The organism is Variovorax sp. Varisp41 (assembly GCF_047325085.1).
Taxonomy (GTDB): domain Bacteria; phylum Pseudomonadota; class Gammaproteobacteria; order Burkholderiales; family Burkholderiaceae_C; genus Variovorax.
The window spans coordinates 749,616-770,408 of sequence record NZ_CP168540.1; the positions used below are offsets into that span (position 1 = coordinate 749,616).

Consider the following 20,793-nt stretch of genomic DNA (forward strand, 5'->3'; position numbering starts at 1 on the left):
GCTGCGATTGTCAACCAGCACGGCTATGCTCCCGGCGTTCCCACTCTCGATTCTTGTCCCATGAATGCACCGGCCAGGACCTCCACCGCGCAAGGCGACGCGGCGCACCCGGCCGGCAAGGGCCTGGTCGTGATCGCGGCGCTCGGCGTCGTGTTCGGCGACATCGGTACCTCGCCGCTGTACGCCTTCAAGGAAACCCTGAATCCCGAGCACGGCGTGCCGTTCTCGCCCGACGCGGTGCTCGGGCTGCTGTCGCTGATCTTCTGGGGCCTGCTGTTCGTGGTGACGCTCAAGTACGTGGTGTTCGTGCTGCGCGCCGACCACGATGGCGAGGGCGGCATCCTGGCGCTGCAGGCGCTGGCGCGCAATGCGGCCTCGCGCATCGGCGCGAAGCCCTGGCTCGGTCACGCGATCGGGCTGCTGGGCCTGGTGGGCGCGGCCATGTTCTACGGCGACAGCCTGATCACGCCCGCGATCTCGGTGCTGTCGGCGGTCGAGGGGCTGGAGGTGCGCGCGCCGGTGCTCGAGCGCGCGGTGCTGCCGATCACGGTGGCGATCCTGATCGCGCTGTTCGCGGTGCAGAAGAAGGGCACCGGCGCGGTCGGCAAGGTATTCGGGCCGGTGATGCTGCTGTGGTTCGTGGTGATCGGCGTGGCCGGGCTGATGCAGGTGCTGGCCCAGCCGCAGGTGCTGGCGGCGCTCGATCCGCGGCGCGCCGTGCTGTTCCTGGTCGAGCACCGGCTGCAGTCGCTGGCTGTGCTGGGCGCGGTGTTCCTGGCCTTCACCGGCGGCGAGGCGCTCTACGCCGACATGGGCCATTTCGGCGCGCGGCCGATCCGGCTTGCCTGGCTCTTCATCGCGCTGCCGGGGCTGGTGCTCAACTACTTCGGCCAGGGCGCGCTGGTGCTGGCCAACCCGGCCGCCATCGACAACCCCTTCTTCCGGCTCTTTCCGGCCTGGGGCGTGCTGCCGATGGTGCTGCTGGCCGCGATGGCGACGGTGATCGCCTCGCAGGCCGTGATCTCGGGCGCCTTCTCGCTCACGGCGCATGCGATGCGCATGGGCTACCTGCCGCGCATGCGCGTGATCCAGACCTCGGGCACGGCCATCGGCCAGATCTACGTGCCGACCGTCAACTGGCTGCTGATGGTGGGCGTGCTGCTGCTGGTGCTGGGCTTCCGCAGCTCGAGCGCGCTGTCGGCGGCCTACGGCATCGCGGTGTCGATCACCATGGTCACGACCACCCTGCTGGCCGGCATCGTGGCCTGGGGGCTGTGGCGCTGGAACAAGCCGGCGGTGGCACTGGGCGTGGCGGCCTTCGCGGCGGTCGACCTGACCTTCGTGGTCGCCAACAGCCTCAAGGTGGCAGAGGGCGGCTGGCTCACGCTGGCGGTGGCGGCGGGCGTGATGCTGCTGTTCACCACCTGGGCCAAGGGGCGGCGCCTGGGGCTGGAGGCGGCCGCGGCCGAGAGCCTGCCGCTGCGGCCCTTCTTCGAGTCGCTGGCCCACCACATGCCGCACCGGGTGCAGGGCACGGCGGTGTTCCTCAACGTCAACGTGACCTCGGTGCCGCATGCGCTGCTGCACAACCTCAAGCACAACCAGGTGCTGCACGAGCAGGTGATCGTGCTGCGCGTGCTGCCCTGCGACACGCCGCGCGTCGACGCGCGCCTGCGCATCGAGGCCGAGTCGCTGATGACCGGCATCTGGATCGTGACCGCGCGCCACGGCTTCATGGAGCGGCCCGACGTGCCCGAGTTCATCCGCATCCTGGCCTACCAGAAGACGCTCGCGATCGACTCGATGAAGACCTCGTACTTCGTCTCGCGCGCCTCGGTGGGCGAGGAGCACCTGCCGGGTCTCAACCCGATCCGGCGCGCGCTGTTCGGCTGGCTGCAGCGCAACGCGGGGCGTGCCTCCGACTACTTCGAGCTGCCCGACAACCGGCTGGTGGAAATGGGCCAGCGGACCTGAGCACGAGGCGGCCGCCGGCGCTACTGACCGGCGGGTAATTGACAGCGGTTCACGTTTACCCTAGATTACTAACCGGTGGGTCATTAAAGGCCCGGTTCGTTCCTTCCAGGGTGTCTCATGACCGCCTCCCAATCCATCTTCTCGCTCGACCGCGCGGCCGCCTGGCTGCTGGTTCCCGCCCTCGTGGCCCTGGCCGGCTGCTCGCCGTCCAAACCCGCGGAGGAACCGGTCCGCGCGGTCAAGCTGGTGACCGTGGGCACCAGTGCCTACGACGCCCAGCCCGAGTTCTCGGCCGAGGTGCGGGCGCGCGTCGAGTCGCGCCTGGGCTTCCGCGTGGCGGGCAAGATCACGCGCCGCCAGGCCGAGCTCGGCCAGCGCGTGCAGGCCGGCCAGGTGCTGGCCCAGCTCGATCCGCAGGACTACCGGCTGGCCGCCGAAGCCGCGCGCGCCCAGCAGGCCGCGGCGCTGACCAACCGCGACCTGGCCGCGGCCGACCTCAAGCGCTACCGCGAGCTGCGCGAGCAGAACTTCATCAGCGGCGCCGAGCTCGAGCGCCGCGAATCGACCTGGAAGGCGGCGCAGGCGCAGCTCGAGCAGGCCCAGGCCCAGCTCTCGTCGCAGGGCAACCAGGCCGCCTACACGACGCTGGTGGCCGACGTGGCCGGCGTCATCACCGCCATCGAGGCCGAACCGGGCCAGGTGGTGCAGGCCGGCACGCCGGTGGTGCGGATCGCGCAGGACGGCGCGCGCGACGTGGTGTTCGCGGTGCCGGAAGACCGCGCGGGCCTGATCAAGCCCGGCTCGGCGGTCGCGGTGCGCGGCTGGTCGGGCGGCGAGGAGCTGCAGGGCCAGGTGCGCGAGGTGGCGGCCAGCGCCGATGCCGTGACGCGCACCTTCACCGTGAAGGTGGCGATCGATGCCGCGAGCGCGCCCGCGCTCGGTGCCACGGTCTATGCGCGGCCGCAGGCGCTCGCGCGCGGCGGCCCGGCCGTCGTCAAGCTGCCGACCAGCGCGCTGCGCCAGGAAGGCAAGGGCACGGCCGTGTGGGTGCTCGACAAGTCGACCATGACCGTGCGCTCGCAGCCGGTGCAGGTGGCGACCGCCGACGGCAACGAGGCCGTGATCGGCGCCGGCGTCACGCCCGGCATGCAGGTGGTGGTGGCGGGCGTGCACGTGCTGTCGCCGGGCCAGAAGGTCACGATCTACCAGCCGCGCGAAGTGGCGGCGGGCGGTGCAGACGCGGGCGGTGCCACGCAGGGCGTCGCGCCCGTGGCCGCCAACAAGAAGGAGATCGCAGCGGGTGCCGGCAAATGAGCGGCGCTGACAAGGCGACGCACGGCACCGAGCCGGCCGGCCGCGCGGGCGGCTTCAATCTCTCGAAATGGGCGCTCGACCACGCGCCGCTCACGCGCTACCTGATGCTGGTGCTGATGGTGCTGGGCGCCTTCGCCTACTTCCAGCTCGGGCAGGACGAGGATCCGCCCTTCACCTTCCGCGCGATGGTGGTGCGCACCTACTGGCCCGGCGCCACCGCGCAGCAGGTGGCCGAGCAGGTCACCGACAAGCTCGAGCGCACGCTGCAGGAGGCGCCGTACGCCGACAAGATCCGCAGCTACTCGAAGCCCGGCGAGTCGCAGATCATCTTCCAGATCAAGGACTCCTCGAAGGCGAGCGAGGTCGCCAACGTCTGGTACACGGTGCGCAAGAAGATCGGCGACATGCGCGGCACCCTGCCCGCGGGCGTGCAGGGGCCGTTCTTCAACGACGACTTCGGCGACGTCTACGGCGTGATCTACGCGCTCGAGAGCGAGGGCTTCAGCTATGCCGAGCTCAAGACCCTGGCCGACGACGTGCGCCAGCAGCTGCTGCGCGTGAAGGACGTGGCCAAGGTCGACCAGTTCGGCGTGCAGGACGAGAAGGTCTTCATCGAGATCTCGCAGAAGCGCCTGGCGCAGCTGGGCCTCGACTTCAACGCCGTGCTGCAGCAGCTCGGCTCGCAGAACGCCATCGAGAGCGCCGGCACGATCCAGTCGCCGCTCGACGTGGTGCAGGTGCGCGTGGGCGGCCAGTTCACCAGCGTTGACCAGCTGCGCGAGATGCCGATCCGCGGCAGCTCGGGCAACCAGCTCAAGCTCGGCGACATCGCCGAGATCCGCCGCGGCTACATCGACCCGCCCTCGGTCAAGGTGCACCACCAGGGCAAGGAAGTGATCGCGCTCGGCGTGTCGATGACCAAGGGCGGCGACATCATCGCGCTGGGCAAGGCGCTGCGCGCGGCCACCGCGGGCATCGACAAGCAGCTGCCGCTGGGCGTGAAGCTCGCGCAGGTGCAGGACCAGCCGGTCGCCGTGGCGAGCTCGGTCAACGAGTTCGTGCGCGTGCTGATCGAGGCCGTGGCCATCGTGCTGGCGGTCAGCATCATCTCGCTGGGCCTGCACAAGGGCGGGCGCTTCGGCTGGTACATCGACATGCGCCCGGGCCTGGTGGTGGCGATCACCATCCCGCTGGTGCTGGCCGTGACCTTCCTCGCGATGAACTACTTCGGCATCGGGCTGCACAAGATCTCGCTGGGCTCGCTGATCATCGCGCTGGGCCTGCTGGTGGACGACGCGATCATCGCGGTCGAGATGATGGTGCGGAAGATGGAGGAGGGCTACGACAAGGTCCGCGCCGCCACCTTCGCCTACGACGTGACGGCCAAGCCCATGCTCACCGGCACGCTGATCACCGCCGCGGGCTTCCTGCCGATCGGCATCGCCAAGTCGGTGACCGGCGAATACACCTTCGCGATCTTCGCCGTGACGGTGATCGCGCTGGTGCTGTCTTGGATCGTCTCGGTGTACTTCGTGCCTTACCTGGGCACGCTGTTGCTCAAGGTCAAGCCGCACGACCCCGATGCGCCGCCGCACGAGCTGTTCGACACGCCGTTCTACAACGCCTTCCGCCGCGCGGTGAACTGGTGCGTGCAGCACCGCTGGCTGACCATCGGCGCCACCGTGCTGATCTTCGCGCTCGGCATCGTCGGCATGGGCAAGGTGCAGCAGCAGTTCTTCCCCGACTCGAGCCGGCCCGAGATCCTGGTCGACATCTGGTTCCCCGAGGGCACCTCGTTCCAGGCCAACGAGGAAGTGGCGAAGCGGGTCGAGCAGCGCATCCTCAAGGAAGCCGGCGTGAAGACCGTCAGCACCTGGATCGGCTCGGGCGTGCCGCGCTTCTACCTGCCGCTGGACCAGGTGTTCCCGCAGTCCAATGTCTCGCAGCTGATCGTGCTGGCGAGCGACCTCAAGGTGCGCGAGACGCTGCGGCTGTCGCTGCCCGGCCTGCTGGCGCAGGAATTCCCCGAGGTGCGCGGCCGCGTGAAGCTGCTGCCCAACGGGCCGCCGGTGCCGTACCCGGTGCAGTTCCGCGTGATCGGCACCGACCCGACGCAGCTGCGCGCGCGCGCCGACGAGGTCAAGGCCGTGCTGCGCGAGAACGCCAACATGCGCGGCGTGAACGACAACTGGAACGAGTCGGTGAAGGTGATCCGCCTCGAGGTCGACCAGGCCAAGGCGCGCGCGCTCGGCGTGACCAGCCAGGCCATCGCGCAGGCCTCGCGCACCATGTTCAGCGGCACCACCGTGGGCCAGTACCGCGAGAACGACCTGCTGATCGACATCGTGCTGCGCCAGTCGGCCGACGAGCGCGAAGCGATCTCCGACATCGGCAACGCCTACCTGCCGACGGCCTCGGGCCGCTCGATCCCGCTGACGCAGATCGCCAAGCCGGTGTTCACCTGGGAGCCGGGCGTGATGTGGCGCGAGAACCGCGACTACGCGATCACCGTGCAGGGCGACGTGACCGAGGGCCTGCAGGGCGCGACCGTGACCGACCAGTTGCTGCCGAAGCTGCGCGAGCTCGAGGCCGGCTGGCATGCGGCCGGGCAGGGCGCCTATCGCATCGAGGTGGCGGGTGCGGTGGAGGAGAGCAGCAAGGGCTCGGCCTCCATCGTGGCCGGCGTGCCGATCATGCTGTTCCTGGTGTTCACGCTGCTGATGCTGCAGCTGCACAGCTTCAGCCGCTCGCTGCTGGTGTTCATCACCGGCCCGATGGGCATCGCCGGCGTGGCCGGTGCGCTGCTGGTGCTGAACCGGCCCTTCGGCTTCGTCGCGCTGCTCGGCGTGATCGCACTGATGGGGATGATCCAGCGCAACGCCGTGATCCTGATCGACCAGATCGAGCACGACCGCGCGGCCGGCGTGCCGGCCTGGGATGCCATCGTCGAGTCGGCCGTGCGCCGCCTGCGCCCGATCGTGCTGACCGCCGCGGCCGCCGTGCTGGCGATGATCCCGCTCTCGCGCAGCGTGTTCTGGGGGCCGATGGCGGTCGCCATCATGGGCGGGCTGATCGTGGCGACGGTGCTGACCTTGCTGGCGCTGCCGGCGATGTACGCGGCGGCGTTCCGCGTGAAGCGCGACGAGGCGCCGCCGCCGGCACCGCAGGGCAACGGCGCCTTGCCGGGCCCCCAGGCGGCCTGAGCGCGCGGAATGCAGGGTTTGTCCCGCCCCGCGAGGCCACGAACTCCGCATGCAGGTCGAGCCGGGAGCCTCCCGGTTTCGACTAAAATGCGCGGTTGACCGATTTCGAGCGGACGGTCTTGGACTGCCGGGTTCTCCCCGGCGCCCAGGCCGTCCGCTTTTGCATTCACCTGAAAAAGGCAAAAGCGCGGGTGGCGAAATTGGTAGACGCACCAGGTTTAGGTCCTGACGTTCGCAAGAACGTGCCGGTTCGAGTCCGGCCCCGCGCACCAGCCAATCCCTCATTAGGAAGAAGTTCATGACCGTGACCGTTGAAACCCTCGAGAAGCTCGAACGCAAGATCACGCTGACCCTGCCGGTCGGCATCATCCAGTCCGAAGTCGATTCGCGCCTCAAGAAGCTCGCGCGCACCGTCAAGATGGACGGCTTCCGTCCCGGCAAGGTGCCGATGAACGTCGTGGCCCAGCGCTATGGCTACTCGGTGCAGTACGAGGTCATGAACGACAAGGTCGGCGAGGCCTTCTCGCAGGCCGCCAACGAAGCCAAGCTGCGCGTCGCCGGCCAGCCCCGCATCACCGAGAAGGAAGGCGCGCCCGAGGGCGAGCTGTCCTTCGACGCCGTGTTCGAGGTGTTCCCCGAAGTCAAGATCAACGACCTGTCGGGCGCCGAAGTCGAGAAGCTGTCGGCCGAAGTGGGCGACGACGCGATCGACAAGACGCTGGACATCCTGCGCAAGCAGCGCCGCACCTTCGCACAGCGCGCGCAGGATGCCGTGGCCCAGGACGACGACCGCGTGACCGTCGACTTCGAAGGCAAGATCGACGGCGAACCCTTCCAGGGCGGCAAGGCCGAGGACTTCCAGTTCGTGGTCGGCGAAGGCCAGATGCTCAAGGAATTCGAAGACGCCGTGCGCGGCATGAAGGCCGGCGACAGCCGCACCTTCCCGCTGTCGTTCCCGGCCGACTACCACGGCCAGGACGTGGCCGGCAAGCAGGCCGACTTCCTCGTCACGCTGAAGAAGATCGAGGCCTCGCACCTGCCCGAAGTCAACGAGCAGCTCGCCAAGTCGCTCGGCATCGCCGACGCCACGGTCGACGGCCTGCGCGCCGACATCAAGAAGAACCTCGAGCGCGAGGTCAAGTTCCGCCTGCTGGCGCGCAACAAGAACGCCGTGATGGACGCGCTGGTGGCCAACGCCGAGCTCGACCTGCCCAACGCCAGCGTGCAGTCCGAAGTCAACCGCATGATCGAAGGCGCGCGCGCCGAGCTCAAGCAGCGCGGCATCAAGGACGCCGACAAGGCCCCGATCCCCGAGGAAGTGTTCCGTCCCCAGGCCGAGCGCCGCGTGCGCCTGGGCCTGGTGGTCGCCGAGCTGGTGCGCGCCAACAACCTGCAGGCCAAGCCCGAGCAGATCAAGGCCCACATCGACGAGCTGGCCTCGAGCTACGAGAAGCCGGCGGACGTGGTGCGCTGGTACTTCAGCGACAACAACCGCCTGGCCGAAGTCGAGGCCGTGGTGATCGAGAACAACGTGACCGATTTCGTGCTCGGCAAGGCCAAGGTCGCCGAGAAGTCGGTGTCGTTCGACGAACTGATGGCGCAGCAGCAACAGGCCTGATCGCCGCCTCGGCCCGGGACGCCATGGGGCTTGTGCTTTGCGGCACGAGCCCCATTTCACTCAGGCGTACAGTTCAGATTGACGACAGCGAACGAACCCTTCTCCGGAGCAAATTCATGAGCGCACAGGAAATCCAAGGCCTCGGCATGGTCCCGATGGTCATCGAGCAATCGGGCCGTGGCGAACGGTCCTACGACATCTACTCGCGGCTCCTCAAGGAGCGCATCATCTTCCTGGTGGGCGAGGTCAACGACCAGACCGCCAACCTCGTGGTGGCCCAGCTGCTGTTCCTGGAGAGCGAGAACCCCGACAAGGACATCTCGTTCTACATCAACTCCCCGGGCGGCAGCGTCACGGCCGGCATGGCGATCTACGACACCATGCAGTTCATCAAGCCCGAGGTCTCGACCCTGTGCGTGGGCTTCGCGGCCAGCATGGGCGCGTTCCTGCTCGCGGCCGGTGCCAAGGGCAAGCGCTTCTCGCTGCCCAACTCCAAGATCATGATCCACCAGGTGCTCGGCGGCGCCCGCGGCCAGGCCACCGACATCGAGATCCATGCGCGCGACATCCTGCGCACCAAGGACCAGATGAACCGCATCCTGGCCGAGCGCACCGGCCAGCCGCTGGACAAGGTCAAGGCCGATACCGAGCGCGACTACTTCCTGACGGCCGACGAGGCCAAGGATTACGGCCTGGTCGACCAGGTGATCGCCAAGCGCCCCTGAGCAGGGGCCCGGCGCCCTGGCGTCACGACGCCGGCGGCGCCAAAAAGGCAACAACGGCGTTTTCCACACGGGAAACGCCGTTTTTGTTTCGTTATCATTGTCCAAACCCGTTACGAGGCACCTGTCCATGGCCGAGAAAAAAGGCACTTCCAGCGAAAAAACGCTCTACTGCTCGTTCTGCGGCAAAAGCCAGCACGAGGTGAAGAAGCTGATCGCGGGTCCTTCGGTCTTCATCTGCGACGAGTGCATCGATCTCTGCAACGAGATCATCCGCGACGAACTGCCCGCCGGAGAAGAAGCGCGCGATGCGCGCAACGACCTGCCGACGCCGCTCGAGATCAAGACCAACCTCGACAACTACGTGATCGGCCAGGAGCCGGCCAAGCGCATGCTGTCGGTGGCCGTCTACAACCACTACAAGCGCCTGCGCCACAAGGAAAAGGCCAAGGGCGAGGACGTGGAGCTCAGCAAGAGCAACATCCTGCTGATCGGCCCCACGGGCTCGGGCAAGACGCTGCTCGCGCAGACGCTGGCGCGCCAGCTCGACGTGCCTTTCGTGATGGCCGACGCCACCACGCTGACCGAGGCCGGCTATGTCGGCGAGGACGTCGAGAACATCATCCAGAAGCTGCTGCAGAGTTGCAATTACGAGGTCGAGCGCGCGCAGCGCGGCATCGTCTACATCGACGAGATCGACAAGATCTCGCGCAAGTCCGACAACCCCTCGATCACGCGCGACGTGTCGGGCGAGGGCGTGCAGCAGGCGCTGCTCAAGCTCATCGAAGGCACCATGGCCAGCGTGCCGCCCCAGGGCGGGCGCAAGCACCCGAACCAGGACTTCCTGCAGATCGACACGACCAACATCCTGTTCATCTGCGGCGGAGCCTTCGCGGGCCTCGAGAAGGTGATCGAGAACCGCACCGAGGCCTCGGGCATCGGTTTCGGCGCCAGCGTCAAGAGCAAGGCCCAGCGCAGCCTCACCGAGGTGTTCCGCGACGTCGAGCCCGAGGACCTGATCAAGTTCGGCCTGATCCCCGAGCTCGTGGGCCGCATGCCCGTGGTGGCCTCGCTGGCCGAGCTCAGCGAGGACGCGCTGGTGCAGATCCTCACCGAGCCCAAGAACGCCGTGGTCAAGCAGTTCACCAAGCTGCTGCAGATGGAGGGCGTGGACCTCGAGATCCGTCCCGCCGCCCTCAAGGCGATCGCGCGCAAGGCGCTGGCCCGCAAGACCGGCGCGCGCGGCCTGCGTTCGATCCTCGAACAGTCGCTGATCGACACGATGTTCGAGCTGCCCAATGCCACCAATGTCGACAAGGTCGTGGTCGAGGAATCGACCATCGACGAGAACAAGCCCCCGCTGCTCGTGTACCGCGAGGCAGCCAAGAAGGCCTGAGTGACTCCCGCGCCGGCTCTTCCCCCCGAGATGCCCGGCGTCTTCGACAAAGACTGCGGCCGCGGGCTTGAAATGCCCGTGTCGCCGTCCATCTTTGCTTGATCAATCAAAGGATATCCATGTCCGGTCATACCCCTCTGCCCGCCGACGCCATCGACCTGCCGCTGCTGCCGCTGCGCGATGTCGTCGTGTTCCCCCATATGGTGATCCCGCTGTTCGTGGGGCGCCCCAAGAGCATCAAGGCGCTCGAGCTGGCCATGGAGGCCGAGCGCCGCATCATGCTGGTGGCCCAGAAGGCCGCTGCCAAGGACGAGCCCTCGGTCGAGGACATGTTCGAGGTCGGCTGCGTCTCCACCATCCTGCAGATGCTCAAGCTGCCGGACGGCACGGTGAAGGTGCTGGTCGAGGGCCAGCAACGCGCCCGCGTGAACCGCATCGATGACGGCGAGACCCACTTCTCGGCCAACGTGACGCCGGTGGCGGCGCCCGAGGGCGGCGAGAAGGGCACCGAGGTCGAAGCGCTGCGCCGCGCGGTGATGCAGCAGTTCGACCAGTACGTGAAGCTCAACAAGAAGATTCCGCCCGAGATCCTGACCTCGATCTCGAGCATCGACGATCCGGGCCGCCTGGCCGACACGATCGCCGCGCACCTGCCGCTCAAGCTCGACAACAAGCAGGCGGTGCTCGATCTCGACGACACCAAGGCACGGCTGGAGAACCTGTTCGGACAGCTCGAGCGCGAAGTCGACATCCTCAACGTCGACAAGAAGATCCGTGGCCGCGTGAAGCGCCAGATGGAGAAGAACCAGCGCGACTTCTACCTCAACGAGCAGGTCAAGGCGATCCAGAAGGAGCTCGGCGAAGGCGAGGAGGGCGCGGACATCGAGGAGATCGAGAAGAAGATCAAGCTCGCCAAGATGCCCAAGGACGCGCTCAAGAAGGCTGAGGGCGAGCTCAAGAAGCTCAAGTTGATGTCGCCGATGTCGGCCGAAGCCACCGTGGTGCGCAACTACATCGACGTGCTGGTGGGCCTGCCCTGGGCCAAGCGGACCAAGATCAAGCACGACCTCGCGAACGCCGAGGCGGTGCTCAACGCCGACCACTACGGCCTCGAGAAAGTCAAGGACCGCATCCTCGAATACCTCGCGGTGCAGCAGCGTGTCGACAAGGTCAAGGCGCCGATCCTGTGCCTCGTGGGCCCGCCGGGCGTGGGCAAGACCTCGCTCGGGCAGTCGATCGCCAAGGCGACCGGCCGCAAGTACACCCGCATGGCGCTCGGCGGCATGCGCGACGAGGCCGAGATCCGCGGCCACCGCCGCACCTACATCGGCGCGCTGCCGGGCAAGGTGCTGCAGGGGCTCAGCAAGATCGGTACGCGCAATCCGCTGTTCCTGCTCGACGAGATCGACAAGCTGGGCACCGACTTCCGCGGCGACCCGTCGAGCGCGCTGCTCGAGGTGCTCGACCCCGAGCAGAACCACACCTTCGGCGACCACTACGTGGAAGTCGACTTCGACCTGAGCGACGTCATGTTCGTCGCCACCTCGAACTCGATGAACATCCCGCCGGCGCTGCTGGACCGCATGGAAGTCATCCGCCTCTCGGGCTACACCGAGGACGAGAAGACCAACATCGCGATCAAGTACCTGCTGCCCAAGCAGCTGAAGAACAACGGCGTGAAGGAAGAGGAACTGCTCGTCACCGAGGAGGCCGTGCGCGACATCGTGCGCTACTACACGCGCGAAGCCGGCGTGCGTTCGCTCGAGCGCGAGCTCTCGAAGATCTGCCGCAAGGTGGTCAAGGGCCTGCTGCTCAAGCAGATGACGCCCCAGGTCGTGGTCACGGGCGAGAACCTCAACGACTTCCTCGGCGTGCGCAAGTTCACCTTCGGCCTGGCCGAGAAGCAGAACCAGGTCGGTCAGGTGGTCGGCCTCGCATGGACCGAGGTCGGCGGCGACCTGCTGACGATCGAGGCCGTGACCATGCCCGGCAAGGGCGTGATCAGCCGCACCGGTTCGCTGGGCGACGTGATGAAGGAATCGGTCGAGGCCGCGCGCACCGTGGTGCGCAGCCGCTCGCGCCGCCTGGGCATCAAGGACGAGGTGTTCGAGAAGCGCGACATCCACATCCACGTGCCCGACGGCGCCACGCCCAAGGACGGCCCGAGCGCGGGCGCTGCGATGACCACGGCCTTCGTGTCGGCGCTCACGGGCATCCCGGTGCGCGCCGACGTGGCGATGACCGGCGAGATCACGCTGCGCGGCGAGGTCACGGCGATCGGCGGCCTGAAGGAAAAGCTGCTGGCGGCCCTGCGCGGCGGCATCAAGACGGTGCTGATCCCCGAGGAGAACGCCAAGGACCTGCAGGACATTCCCGAGAACGTGAAGAACGGGCTCGAGATCGTGCCGGTCAAGTGGATCGACAAGGTGCTCGAGATCGCGCTCGAGAAGCAGCCCACGCCGCTGTCCGACGAAGAGGTCGCGGCCTCGGCGGCGGCCGTGGCCGAGATCGCGAAGCAGCGCGAATCGCAGGCATCGGAAGGCTCGGTCAAGCACTGAACGACACGATCATGAAATTCGGGGGCTCGCCTTGCGAAACCCCGAAAATCTGGTCTATAATTCAAGGCTCGAAACGCGGGAATAGCTCAGTTGGTAGAGCGCAACCTTGCCAAGGTTGAGGTCGAGAGTTCGAGACTCTTTTCCCGCTCCAGTTTTGAAAAAGGGAAGCAACAGCTTCCCTTTTTTTCGCTAGTTCGATTTCGTTTTTCTGCGTGGCGCGATAGCAAAGCGGTTATGCAACGGATTGCAAATCCGTCTAGTCCGGTTCGACTCCGGATCGCGCCTCCACACTTCTCCCGTTGAACAGCTTCGAAGATCCCAGGCCCCGCCAACCGACGTTGACGGGGCTGTTTTCATTTGGGGTATCGTCGTCATTCAACCCGGGGCCCGGATGGTGAAATTGGTAGACACATCGGACTTAAAATCCGCCGCTTCCTTAATCGGGGCATACGGGTTCGACCCCCGTTCCGGGCACCACATCTAACAAGGGAGCATTCAATGCCTCGCTACAACGCTCCATTCGAAATTCATGTGCATGGCGACGTGGCCCTGCGTTCGGACGTCGGTTTCGACCAGATCCAGGAAGCGCTGAAGCCGCTGTGGAAATACGCGGGCGCCAAGTCGCTCGCCGACGGTGCCGCCAGCTCCTACGAGGAAGAACCCGGCATCCGTTTCGAGCCCAAGGACCACATGCTCCAGATGTGCTGGACCGTGGCCGGCGACGAGGACTTCCGCCAGGCGCTCGACGAGATGTGCATGGCGCTCAACGAACTCTCCGAACGCGGCGCGGCCATCGAAGTCACCTTCTACGACACCGATTTCGACGAGGAAGAGGGCGACCCCGACGAGGAGTCGCGCGACGACTTCGTGATGCTGTTCGTGGGCCCGAATCCGGCCGCGATCATGCAGGTGCAGCGCGACCTGCTGGTCGAGGACGTGGTGAACCTGATGGAGCGCCACTTCGACGGCGCCGAGCTCGGCGGCGTGGTGGCCGAGATCGACCGCCTGTTCAGCGACCGCTTCGATGCACTGGTGAACTCGCTCGAGATCGGCAAGCGCCCGCGCGGCACCGGCGGTACCGGTGGCGGCGGCGGCAGCGGCCATGGCGGCGGACGCCGCCCGCGCCACCTGCACTGAGCGCCACACGCCTGCCACGCGGCGCCACCACCATCCGCCGCATGGCAGCGCTCTTTCCTTCCTCCGCCCTCAACGCCGGCGTGCGCAAGCGCGAGGTGTTCGGCTGGGCCATGTACGACTTCGCCAACTCGGGCTACACGACCGTGGTCATCACGGCCGTGTTCGCCGCCTATTTCGTGGGCGGCATCGCCAAGGGCGCGCCCTGGGGCCCGTTCGCCTGGACGGTGGCGCTCAGCATCTCCTACGCGATCGTGATGTTCACGATGCCGGCCATCGGTGCCTGGGCCGACCTGCGCGCGGCCAAGAAGCGGCTGCTGGTCATCACGACCGTGGGCTGCGTCATCGGCACCGCGGCGCTGGCGCTCTCGCCGCGCTTCTCGGGCGCCACGGGCGTGGCCGTCGCGATGCTGCTGATCGTGGTGTCGAACACCTTCTACTCCTACGGCGAGTCGCTGACCGGCGCCTTCCTGCCCGAGCTCGCGACGCCCGAAGGCATGGGCAAGGTCAGCGGCTGGGGCTGGGCCTTCGGCTATGTCGGCGGCATGCTGGCGCTGGGCTTGTGCCTGGCCTACGTGCTGTGGTCGCAGGCGCGGGGCCTGCCGGCCTCGCACTTCGTGCCGGTGACGATGCTGATCACCGCCGCGATCTACGGCACGGCCGCCTGCGCCACCTTCGTGCTGCTGCCCGAGCGCGCCAGGCCCAGTGCGCAGGCCCTCGGCGACGCCAGGGCGCCCAGCGCCTGGCAACAGCTGCGCTCCACCTTCCGCCAGGCGCGCGTCTACCGCGACTTCATGACCCTGCTGGCCTGCACCGTCTGCTACCAGGGCGGCGTGGCGGTGGCGATCACGCTGGCCGCGATCTATGCCGAGCAGGTGATCGGTTTCGTCGCGAGCGAGACCATGGTGCTGATCTTCGTGCTCAACATCGCGGCCGCGCTCGGTGCCTTCGGTTTCGGCTACGTGCAGGACCGCATCGGCCACAAGACCTCGCTGGCCGTCACGCTGGTGGCCTGGGTCGCGGTCTGCGTGATCGCCGCGGTGGTCACGACCAAGGGCGGCTTCTGGTGGGCCGCGGCCATCGCGGGCCTCGCGATGGGTTCGAGCCAGTCGGCCGGCCGCGCGATGACCGGCTACTTCGCGCCGCCGGCCCAGATGGCCGAGTTCTTCGGCCTCTGGTCCTTCGCCACGCGGCTCGCGAGCATCGTCGGCCCGCTGGCCTACGGCGCGGTCACCTGGCTCACGGCCGGCAACCAGCGCATCGCGATCCTGTCGACCGCCGTGCTCTTCGTCGCCGGCCTGCTGCTGCTGTGGCCGATCGACGTGCGGCGCGGCCGCGAGGCCGCGCTGCGAGGGCAGGGGTAGGTCTCAGGAGCCGCCGAACAGGCTGCCGTTGGTGATCGGCCAGGCCGCCTTGACCTGCGTCTTCCAGTTGGCCGTGTTCTTCACGTTGGCCGCGAAGCTCGCGATGTCGGCCGGCGTCGGCGAGGCCGGCAGCATCGGGCCGTTGTAGAGCACGTCGAACCTGTCGGGGAAGTTGATCGCGGCGCCCGCCGCCGTCAGCGTCGCCGGGATGCTGCCGGCGCCCGTGGCCGGTCCTACCGTGATGCTCGCCAGGTAGTTGCCCACGCCGCTGATCGCACCGGCCGCGCCGTCGCCCAGGCCCGCGATGGTGCCGCCGACGAAGGCGTAGACCGTCTCGTTGGTGGCGCTGAGGCCGCCGCCCGCGCCCTGCGTGGTGCCGATGTTGGCGAGTGGGTTGGTGCCCTTGCTCACGTCCGGCTGGATCGTCACGATGGTGCCCACCGCGAGGTCGCGGTCGGCGGTCCAGACGTAGGCGCTCTCGTTGGTGACCCCGTCGAACTCCTTGTCGGCGGTGCGGTCGCGGTCGGTGAAGATGATGCGCGTGCCGCTGTCCATCGGCTTGAGCAGCACGAAGGCGAAGGCATCGGGGCTGTCGGCGTTCAGGCCCAGGAACAGGATGTCGCCGGGGCCGTACGAAGGCGGCGCGCTGGTGGTGAAGGCGATGGTGCTCGCGTCCGACACGCCCGCGAAGGCGTTGCCCTTGGCATCGAGGACCGCGTTGGCGTCGACCGTCACGTAGTAGCTGGTGGACGCGGCGAGCGGCTGGCTCGGCGTGAAGGTCAGCACGTTGAAGGCACGCTGCACGCGCGCGGCCGGGCTCGTGGCCGAGAAGGTCTCGACCACGCTGCCGTCGGCCTTGTGCAGCACGATGTTGCCGGCGCCGAGGCGCACGCCTTCGTTGAAGTTCAGCGTGATCTTCGAGTTCACGCCCACGCTGCCGTCGTTGCCCTTGGGCGAAGCGCTCTTGAGCACCGGCGCCGCGGTGTCGACCCAGGGCTGGCCCAGGCGCACGACGAAGCCCTGGAACTTCTGGTCGGCCGGCGCCAGGTCCTTCGAGGCCTTGGTCTGGCCCGGCCACACGGTGTCGCCGTTGTCGAGCAGCAGCTGCACCTGCGTGCCGGCCGCGACCGGTCCGGGCACTTCCACGGCCGATTCGAAGCTGCCGCCGGTTTCCTTGCGCAGCGCATCGAGGTCGTTCGAGAGCTCGACCGGCGCTTCGGCCGCGTTGCCGCTCCACGCGAACAGCGCGAAGTTGCGGTCCACGTCGGCGCTGGCCGGGCCCGCCGGGCCGGCAGTGATCAGGTAGCGGCCATCGGTGCCCTTGTCGATCGAGCGGATGCCGCGGCCGCCGAGGTCGATCTCGATCGGCGCGCCGAAGCTGGCCTGCGTGGCGGTCTTGTTCACCAGCGCGGCGTAGTTCTGCACCGGAACGATCAGTGCCTTGGTGCGCGTGGCGGTGTCGGTCTGCGGGGCGCGGAAGCCCAGCCACAGCGCGGTGTCGCCCGGCGAGGAGGCCATGCCCTCGATCGAGAAGCCGTTGACCTGCTCGGGGATCACGCCCTTGGCGGCCGAGACGGCGAAGCCGAAGTGGTTGGCGCCCAGGCCGTGGCCGTTGGCCGTGTCCCAGGCCACGAGCTGGCTCTCGAGCTGCGCGAACTCGCCGACGTAGTCGAAGGTGGTGGCGGCACCGGTGCCGCTGACCTTGACCGCGAGCAGGTGCGAGCGCGCGGGCGCGTCCGAGCCGTCCTTCTTGTTGCTGTTGGAGCCGGTGAGATACAGCGTGTCGCCGATGCGCACGCCGGCCTCGAGGTCGAGCTCGTCGGTCAGCTTGGGACCGTTGTCCTGGTAGCTCCATTCCTTGACCGCGGCGCCGCCGGCACGCGGATACACGCGCAGCACGTTGGCCTCGTCGTCGGCCACGATCATGAAGCCGTCGGGCAGCGCGAAGGCGGTCGAGGCGTCGGAGGAGCCGACCTTGGTGCCGGCATTGGGCGTGAAGGTCGCGCTCGAGACGAGCTGGTCCTGCGGCGCCGGCGGGGGCGCGGGCGGTGCCGTGTTCGTGGGCGGCGGCAGGAAGCCGACGAAACCGCCGTCGCTACCGCCGCCACCGCAGGCGGCCAGCATCAGCGAGAGGGCGCTGGCGAGCAGCATGGGCTTGAAGGGAATGCGGGTCGAACGAAGCGGAGTGGGCGTTGTCATGGTGCGCGGTGGTTGTTCTGAACAAACCGCGCATGCTGGTACTTTGGAATGACATTTCCGTGAAACACCGGGATGCTCGACGGTAAAGACGCGATGTCAGAACGAAGACTGCCGCAGCGACTTCGGCACCTTGTAGCGCTCGCCGTCGTAGCGCAGCGTCACCGCGCTGAAACGCGCGGGCAGCGCCTTCTCGACGCAGCCCTGGTCCTCCGACGGCTGCGCGCGGCTTTGCACCACGGTGCGCGACAGCATCAGGTCGGCATAGCCGTTGCTCGCGGCTTTGCCCACCGACAGCATGGTGCGCAGCTTCTCGAAATGCCCGGCGCAGGCCGAGGCATCCCATTCGCCGCTCTCGCGGTCGAGCTCGATCTCCTGCAGCACCTGGCGCAGCTTCGCCCCCTGCTGCACGTACAGGCGCAGCGTCTCGCTCGCGGCGCTGGCCGTGCCGATGTCGCGGTAGCGCACGCGCAGGCCGAAGGCGCGGGTGTCGCTCGCGAGCACGTAGCGCGAGGTGTCGATGCGCACGTCCTGGATCAGGTTGCGGCGGTCCTCGTCGAGCGCCTCGGCCTGGAAGATCCGGCCGATGACGGTGTCGCGCTCGGTGTTGCCGTTGTCGGGCCGCTGGATCAGCAGCACCTCGAGGTCGTAGACCTTGGCGCCGTTGTCGCTGGTCTCGCGCGGCATCGGCAGCACGACGATGCTGCGGCCCGGATAGGCCGGCCAGGGCTTGCAGGCGGCCAGCCGCTCGTCGAGCGGGCGCTGCGGATGCAGCTTGGCGTGCATGCGCTCGGCCAGGCCGCTCTCGCAGGCCGCATGGCCCGCGCCGGCCGCGAGCAGGCCGGCGAGCAGGAGGGCGAGATGGCGCAGCGGGCGCATGGAATGGGGCGGCCGTTCAGGCCGTGCTCGCCTGCGGTCGATCGGGCAGCAGGTCGGAAGGACGCAGGCCCAGCCAGCGCGCGGCAGCGCTCTGGAGCACCGCGGCATCGCCGCTGCTGCGCAGCGCCACCCATGCGTCGTCCAGGGGCCTCGCGCGCTCTTGCAGCAGGCCCGCGGCGGCGAGCAGCCGCCGCGTCTGCAGCGCCACCGGCACGCCCGAATCGAGGAAGCGGACGGCCGAGGGCGCATGCCGCCGCAGCCGGTCCTGCAGCAGCGGATAGTGGGTGCAGCCGAGCACCACGGTGTCGGTCTCGCCGGCGTCGCCGCCGAAGGGGCCGGCCAGCGCCATGTAGTGGGCGCAGAGCTGGTCGATGGCGAGCTCGTCGAGCCGCTCGATCGCCGCCACGAGGCCGTCGCAGGGCACCGAGCGGATGCGCTCGGGATGGGGGAAGGTATGGCGCAGCGCCGCGTACTTGGCGCTCGCCAGCGTGCCGCGCGTGGCCAGCACCGAGACATGGCCGGTGGCGCTGCCCGCCACCGCGGGCTTGATCGCGGGCTCCAGGCCGACGATCGGCAGCTCGGGGTTCTCGGCACGCATCACGTGGATCGCGGCCGTGGTGGCGGTGTTGCAGGCCACCACCAGCGCCTTGATGCCGTGCTCGCGCACCAGGGTATCGACCACGCGCCGCGAATGCTCGGTCACGTAGGCGTCGCCGCGCTCGCCGTAGGGGGCATGCGCGGTGTCGGCGAAGTAGACGAAGCGCTCGCGCGGCAGCTCGGCGCGCAGCGCACCCAGCACGCTCAGCCCGCCCACGCCGCTGTCGAACACGCCGACGGGCGAAGCGGAAGCGGGCGGCTGCGGACGCGCGGCGAGGCTCAAGCGGGTTCCAGCGTGATGGTCTTGAATTCGCCGCTGGCGATGCGCTTCTGCCACTCGGCCGGGCCGGTGATGTGCGCGCTGGTGCCGCCGGCGTCGACCGCCACCGTCACCGGCATGTCGACCACGTCGAATTCGTAGATGGCTTCCATGCCCAGGTCCTCGAAGCCCACCACCTTGGCGGTCTTGATCGCCTTGCTCACGAGGTAGGCGGCGCCGCCCACGGCCATCAGGTAGGCGCTCTTGTGCTTCTTGATCGCCTCGATCGCGACCGGGCCGCGCTCGGCCTTGCCGATCATCGCGATCAGGCCGGTCTGGGCCAGCATCATCTCGGTGAAGCCGTCCATGCGCGTGGCGGTGGTCGGGCCGGCCGGGCCCACGGCCTCGCCCTTCACCGGATCGACCGGGCCCACGTAGTAGATGACGCGGTTGGTGAAGTCCACCGGCAGCTTCTCGCCCTTGGCCAGCATGTCCTGGATGCGCTTGTGCGCGGCGTCGCGGCCGGTGAGCATCTTGCCGTTGAGCAGCAGGGTGTCGCCGGGCTTCCAGCTCGCGACTTCGGCCGGCGTGAGCTTGTCGAGGTCGACGCGCTTGCTCTTCTTCTCGTCGGGTGCCCAGTCGATCCTGGGCCACAGGTCGAGCGAGGGCGCCTCGAGGTAGACCGGGCCGCTGCCGTCCATCACGAAGTGCGCATGGCGCGTGGCGGCGCAGTTCGGGATCATCGCCACCGGCTTGCTGGCCGCGTGGGTCGGGTACATCTTGATCTTGACGTCGAGCACGGTCGCGAGGCCGCCCAGGCCCTGCGCGCCGATGCCCAGGGCGTTGACCTTCTCGAACAGCTCGAGGCGCAGGGCCTCGACCTTGGTCAATTCCTCCTTGCGCGCAGCCTTGGCCTGCAACTCGTGCATGTCGAGGTCGTCCATCAGGCTTTCCTTGGCCAGCAGCGCGGCCTTCTCGGCCGTGCCGCCGATGCCGATGCCCAGCATGCCCGGCGGGCACCAGCCGGCGCCCATGGTCGGCACGGTCTTCAGCACCCAGTCGACCACGCTGTCGCCGGGGTTCAGCATCACCAGCTTGCTCTTGTTCTCGCTGCCGCCGCCCTTGGCGGCCACCGTCACCTCGACTTTGTCGCCGGGCACGATCTCGGTGAAGATCACCGCGGGCGTGTTGTCCTTGGTGTTCTTGCGATCGAACTGCGGATCGGCCACGACCGAGGCGCGCAGCGTGTTGTCGGGGTGGTTGTAGCCGCGGCGCACGCCTTCGTTGATGGCGTCGTCGAGGCTGCCGGTGAAGCCGCCCCAGCGCACGTCCATGCCCACCTTGAGGAACACGTTGACGATGCCGGTGTCCTGGCAGATCGGGCGCTGGCCGGTCGCGCTCATCTTGCTGTTGGTGAGGATCTGCGCCATCGCGTCCTTGGCGGCGGGACTCTGCTCGCGCTCGTAGGCCTTGGCCAGGTGGGCGATGTAGTCGGCGGGGTGGTAGTAGCTGATGTACTGCAGCGCGGCGCTGATCGATTCGATCAGGTCGGCCTGCTGGATCGTGGTCGTCATGGTGG

The 20,793-nt window shown here is 68.1% G+C and carries 13 protein-coding genes and 4 tRNA genes; 13 read left to right on the top strand and 4 right to left on the bottom strand.

Features of this window, described 5'->3' with window-relative positions:
* The first annotated feature begins 60 nt into the window (after nt 1-60).
* The 13 genes from ACEN9J_RS03535 (at nt 61) to ACEN9J_RS03595 (ending at nt 15,283) form a co-directional block, all read left to right on the top strand.
* Nucleotides 61-1,974 (top strand): potassium transporter Kup, encoded by a 1,914-nt coding sequence (locus ACEN9J_RS03535; protein WP_413763351.1) that lies wholly within the window; start codon nt 61-63, stop codon nt 1,972-1,974.
* A gap of 117 nt (nt 1,975-2,091) precedes the next feature.
* A complete protein-coding gene (locus ACEN9J_RS03540; protein ID WP_413763352.1) occupies nt 2,092-3,288 on the top strand; it encodes an efflux RND transporter periplasmic adaptor subunit in 1,197 nt (398 codons plus the stop codon).
* Nucleotides 3,285-6,491 (top strand): efflux RND transporter permease subunit, encoded by a 3,207-nt coding sequence (locus ACEN9J_RS03545; RefSeq protein WP_413763353.1) that lies wholly within the window; start codon nt 3,285-3,287, stop codon nt 6,489-6,491. Before ACEN9J_RS03540 ends, ACEN9J_RS03545 begins: the two co-directional genes overlap by 4 nt.
* Nucleotides 6,492-6,676: 185 nt before the next feature.
* Nucleotides 6,677-6,763, top strand: a tRNA-Leu gene (locus ACEN9J_RS03550).
* A 26-nt stretch (nt 6,764-6,789) separates the two neighbouring features.
* The gene (gene tig / locus ACEN9J_RS03555) at nt 6,790-8,109 is read left to right on the top strand and encodes a trigger factor (protein ID WP_057594288.1); all 1,320 of its coding nucleotides are present in this window, start codon (nt 6,790-6,792) and stop codon (nt 8,107-8,109) included.
* Between the two features lie 116 nt (nt 8,110-8,225).
* Nucleotides 8,226-8,834, top strand: coding sequence for an ATP-dependent Clp endopeptidase proteolytic subunit ClpP (gene clpP / locus ACEN9J_RS03560; RefSeq protein WP_057594287.1), 609 nt, complete (start codon nt 8,226-8,228; stop codon nt 8,832-8,834).
* A 127-nt stretch (nt 8,835-8,961) separates the two neighbouring features.
* The gene (gene clpX / locus ACEN9J_RS03565; protein ID WP_057594286.1) at nt 8,962-10,227 is read left to right on the top strand and encodes an ATP-dependent Clp protease ATP-binding subunit ClpX; all 1,266 of its coding nucleotides are present in this window, start codon (nt 8,962-8,964) and stop codon (nt 10,225-10,227) included.
* 119 nt (nt 10,228-10,346) lie between these two features.
* Nucleotides 10,347-12,785: an endopeptidase La gene (gene lon, locus ACEN9J_RS03570; RefSeq protein WP_057594285.1), complete on the top strand. Its 2,439-nt coding sequence runs from the start codon at nt 10,347-10,349 to the stop codon at nt 12,783-12,785.
* Between the two features lie 75 nt (nt 12,786-12,860).
* Nucleotides 12,861-12,936: transfer RNA gene (locus ACEN9J_RS03575), tRNA-Gly, on the top strand.
* Nucleotides 12,937-12,999: 63 nt separating this feature from the next.
* Nucleotides 13,000-13,073: transfer RNA gene (locus tag ACEN9J_RS03580), tRNA-Cys, on the top strand.
* 97 nt (nt 13,074-13,170) lie between these two features.
* Nucleotides 13,171-13,262: transfer RNA gene (locus tag ACEN9J_RS03585), tRNA-Leu, on the top strand.
* Nucleotides 13,263-13,283: 21 nt separating this feature from the next.
* Nucleotides 13,284-13,922, top strand: a complete 639-nt coding sequence (locus ACEN9J_RS03590) for a DUF6806 family protein (RefSeq protein ID WP_057597775.1) — start codon at nt 13,284-13,286, stop codon at nt 13,920-13,922.
* A gap of 41 nt (nt 13,923-13,963) precedes the next feature.
* Nucleotides 13,964-15,283 (top strand): MFS transporter, encoded by a 1,320-nt coding sequence (locus tag ACEN9J_RS03595; protein WP_413763354.1) that lies wholly within the window; start codon nt 13,964-13,966, stop codon nt 15,281-15,283.
* 3 nt (nt 15,284-15,286) lie between these two features.
* Here the strand turns inward: ACEN9J_RS03595 and ACEN9J_RS03600 are convergent, their stop codons facing one another.
* The 4 genes from ACEN9J_RS03600 to ACEN9J_RS03615 all read right to left on the bottom strand — a co-directional run bounded on the left by ACEN9J_RS03600 (nt 15,287) and on the right by ACEN9J_RS03615 (nt 20,788).
* Nucleotides 15,287-17,482 (bottom strand): Ig-like domain-containing protein, encoded by a 2,196-nt coding sequence (locus tag ACEN9J_RS03600; protein ID WP_413763355.1) that lies wholly within the window; start codon nt 17,480-17,482, stop codon nt 15,287-15,289.
* Nucleotides 17,483-17,578: 96 nt separating this feature from the next.
* The gene (locus ACEN9J_RS03605) at nt 17,579-18,358 is read right to left on the bottom strand and encodes a hypothetical protein (RefSeq protein ID WP_057597779.1); all 780 of its coding nucleotides are present in this window, start codon (nt 18,356-18,358) and stop codon (nt 17,579-17,581) included.
* Nucleotides 18,359-18,374: 16 nt separating this feature from the next.
* Complete coding sequence (gene murI / locus ACEN9J_RS03610) at nt 18,375-19,238, bottom strand: glutamate racemase (protein WP_413763356.1); 864 nt, start codon at nt 19,236-19,238, stop codon at nt 18,375-18,377.
* Nucleotides 19,235-20,788, bottom strand: a complete 1,554-nt coding sequence (locus tag ACEN9J_RS03615; RefSeq protein WP_413763357.1) for a fumarate hydratase — start codon at nt 20,786-20,788, stop codon at nt 19,235-19,237. Before ACEN9J_RS03615 ends, murI begins: the two co-directional genes overlap by 4 nt.
* Nucleotides 20,789-20,793 lie beyond the last annotated feature (5 nt).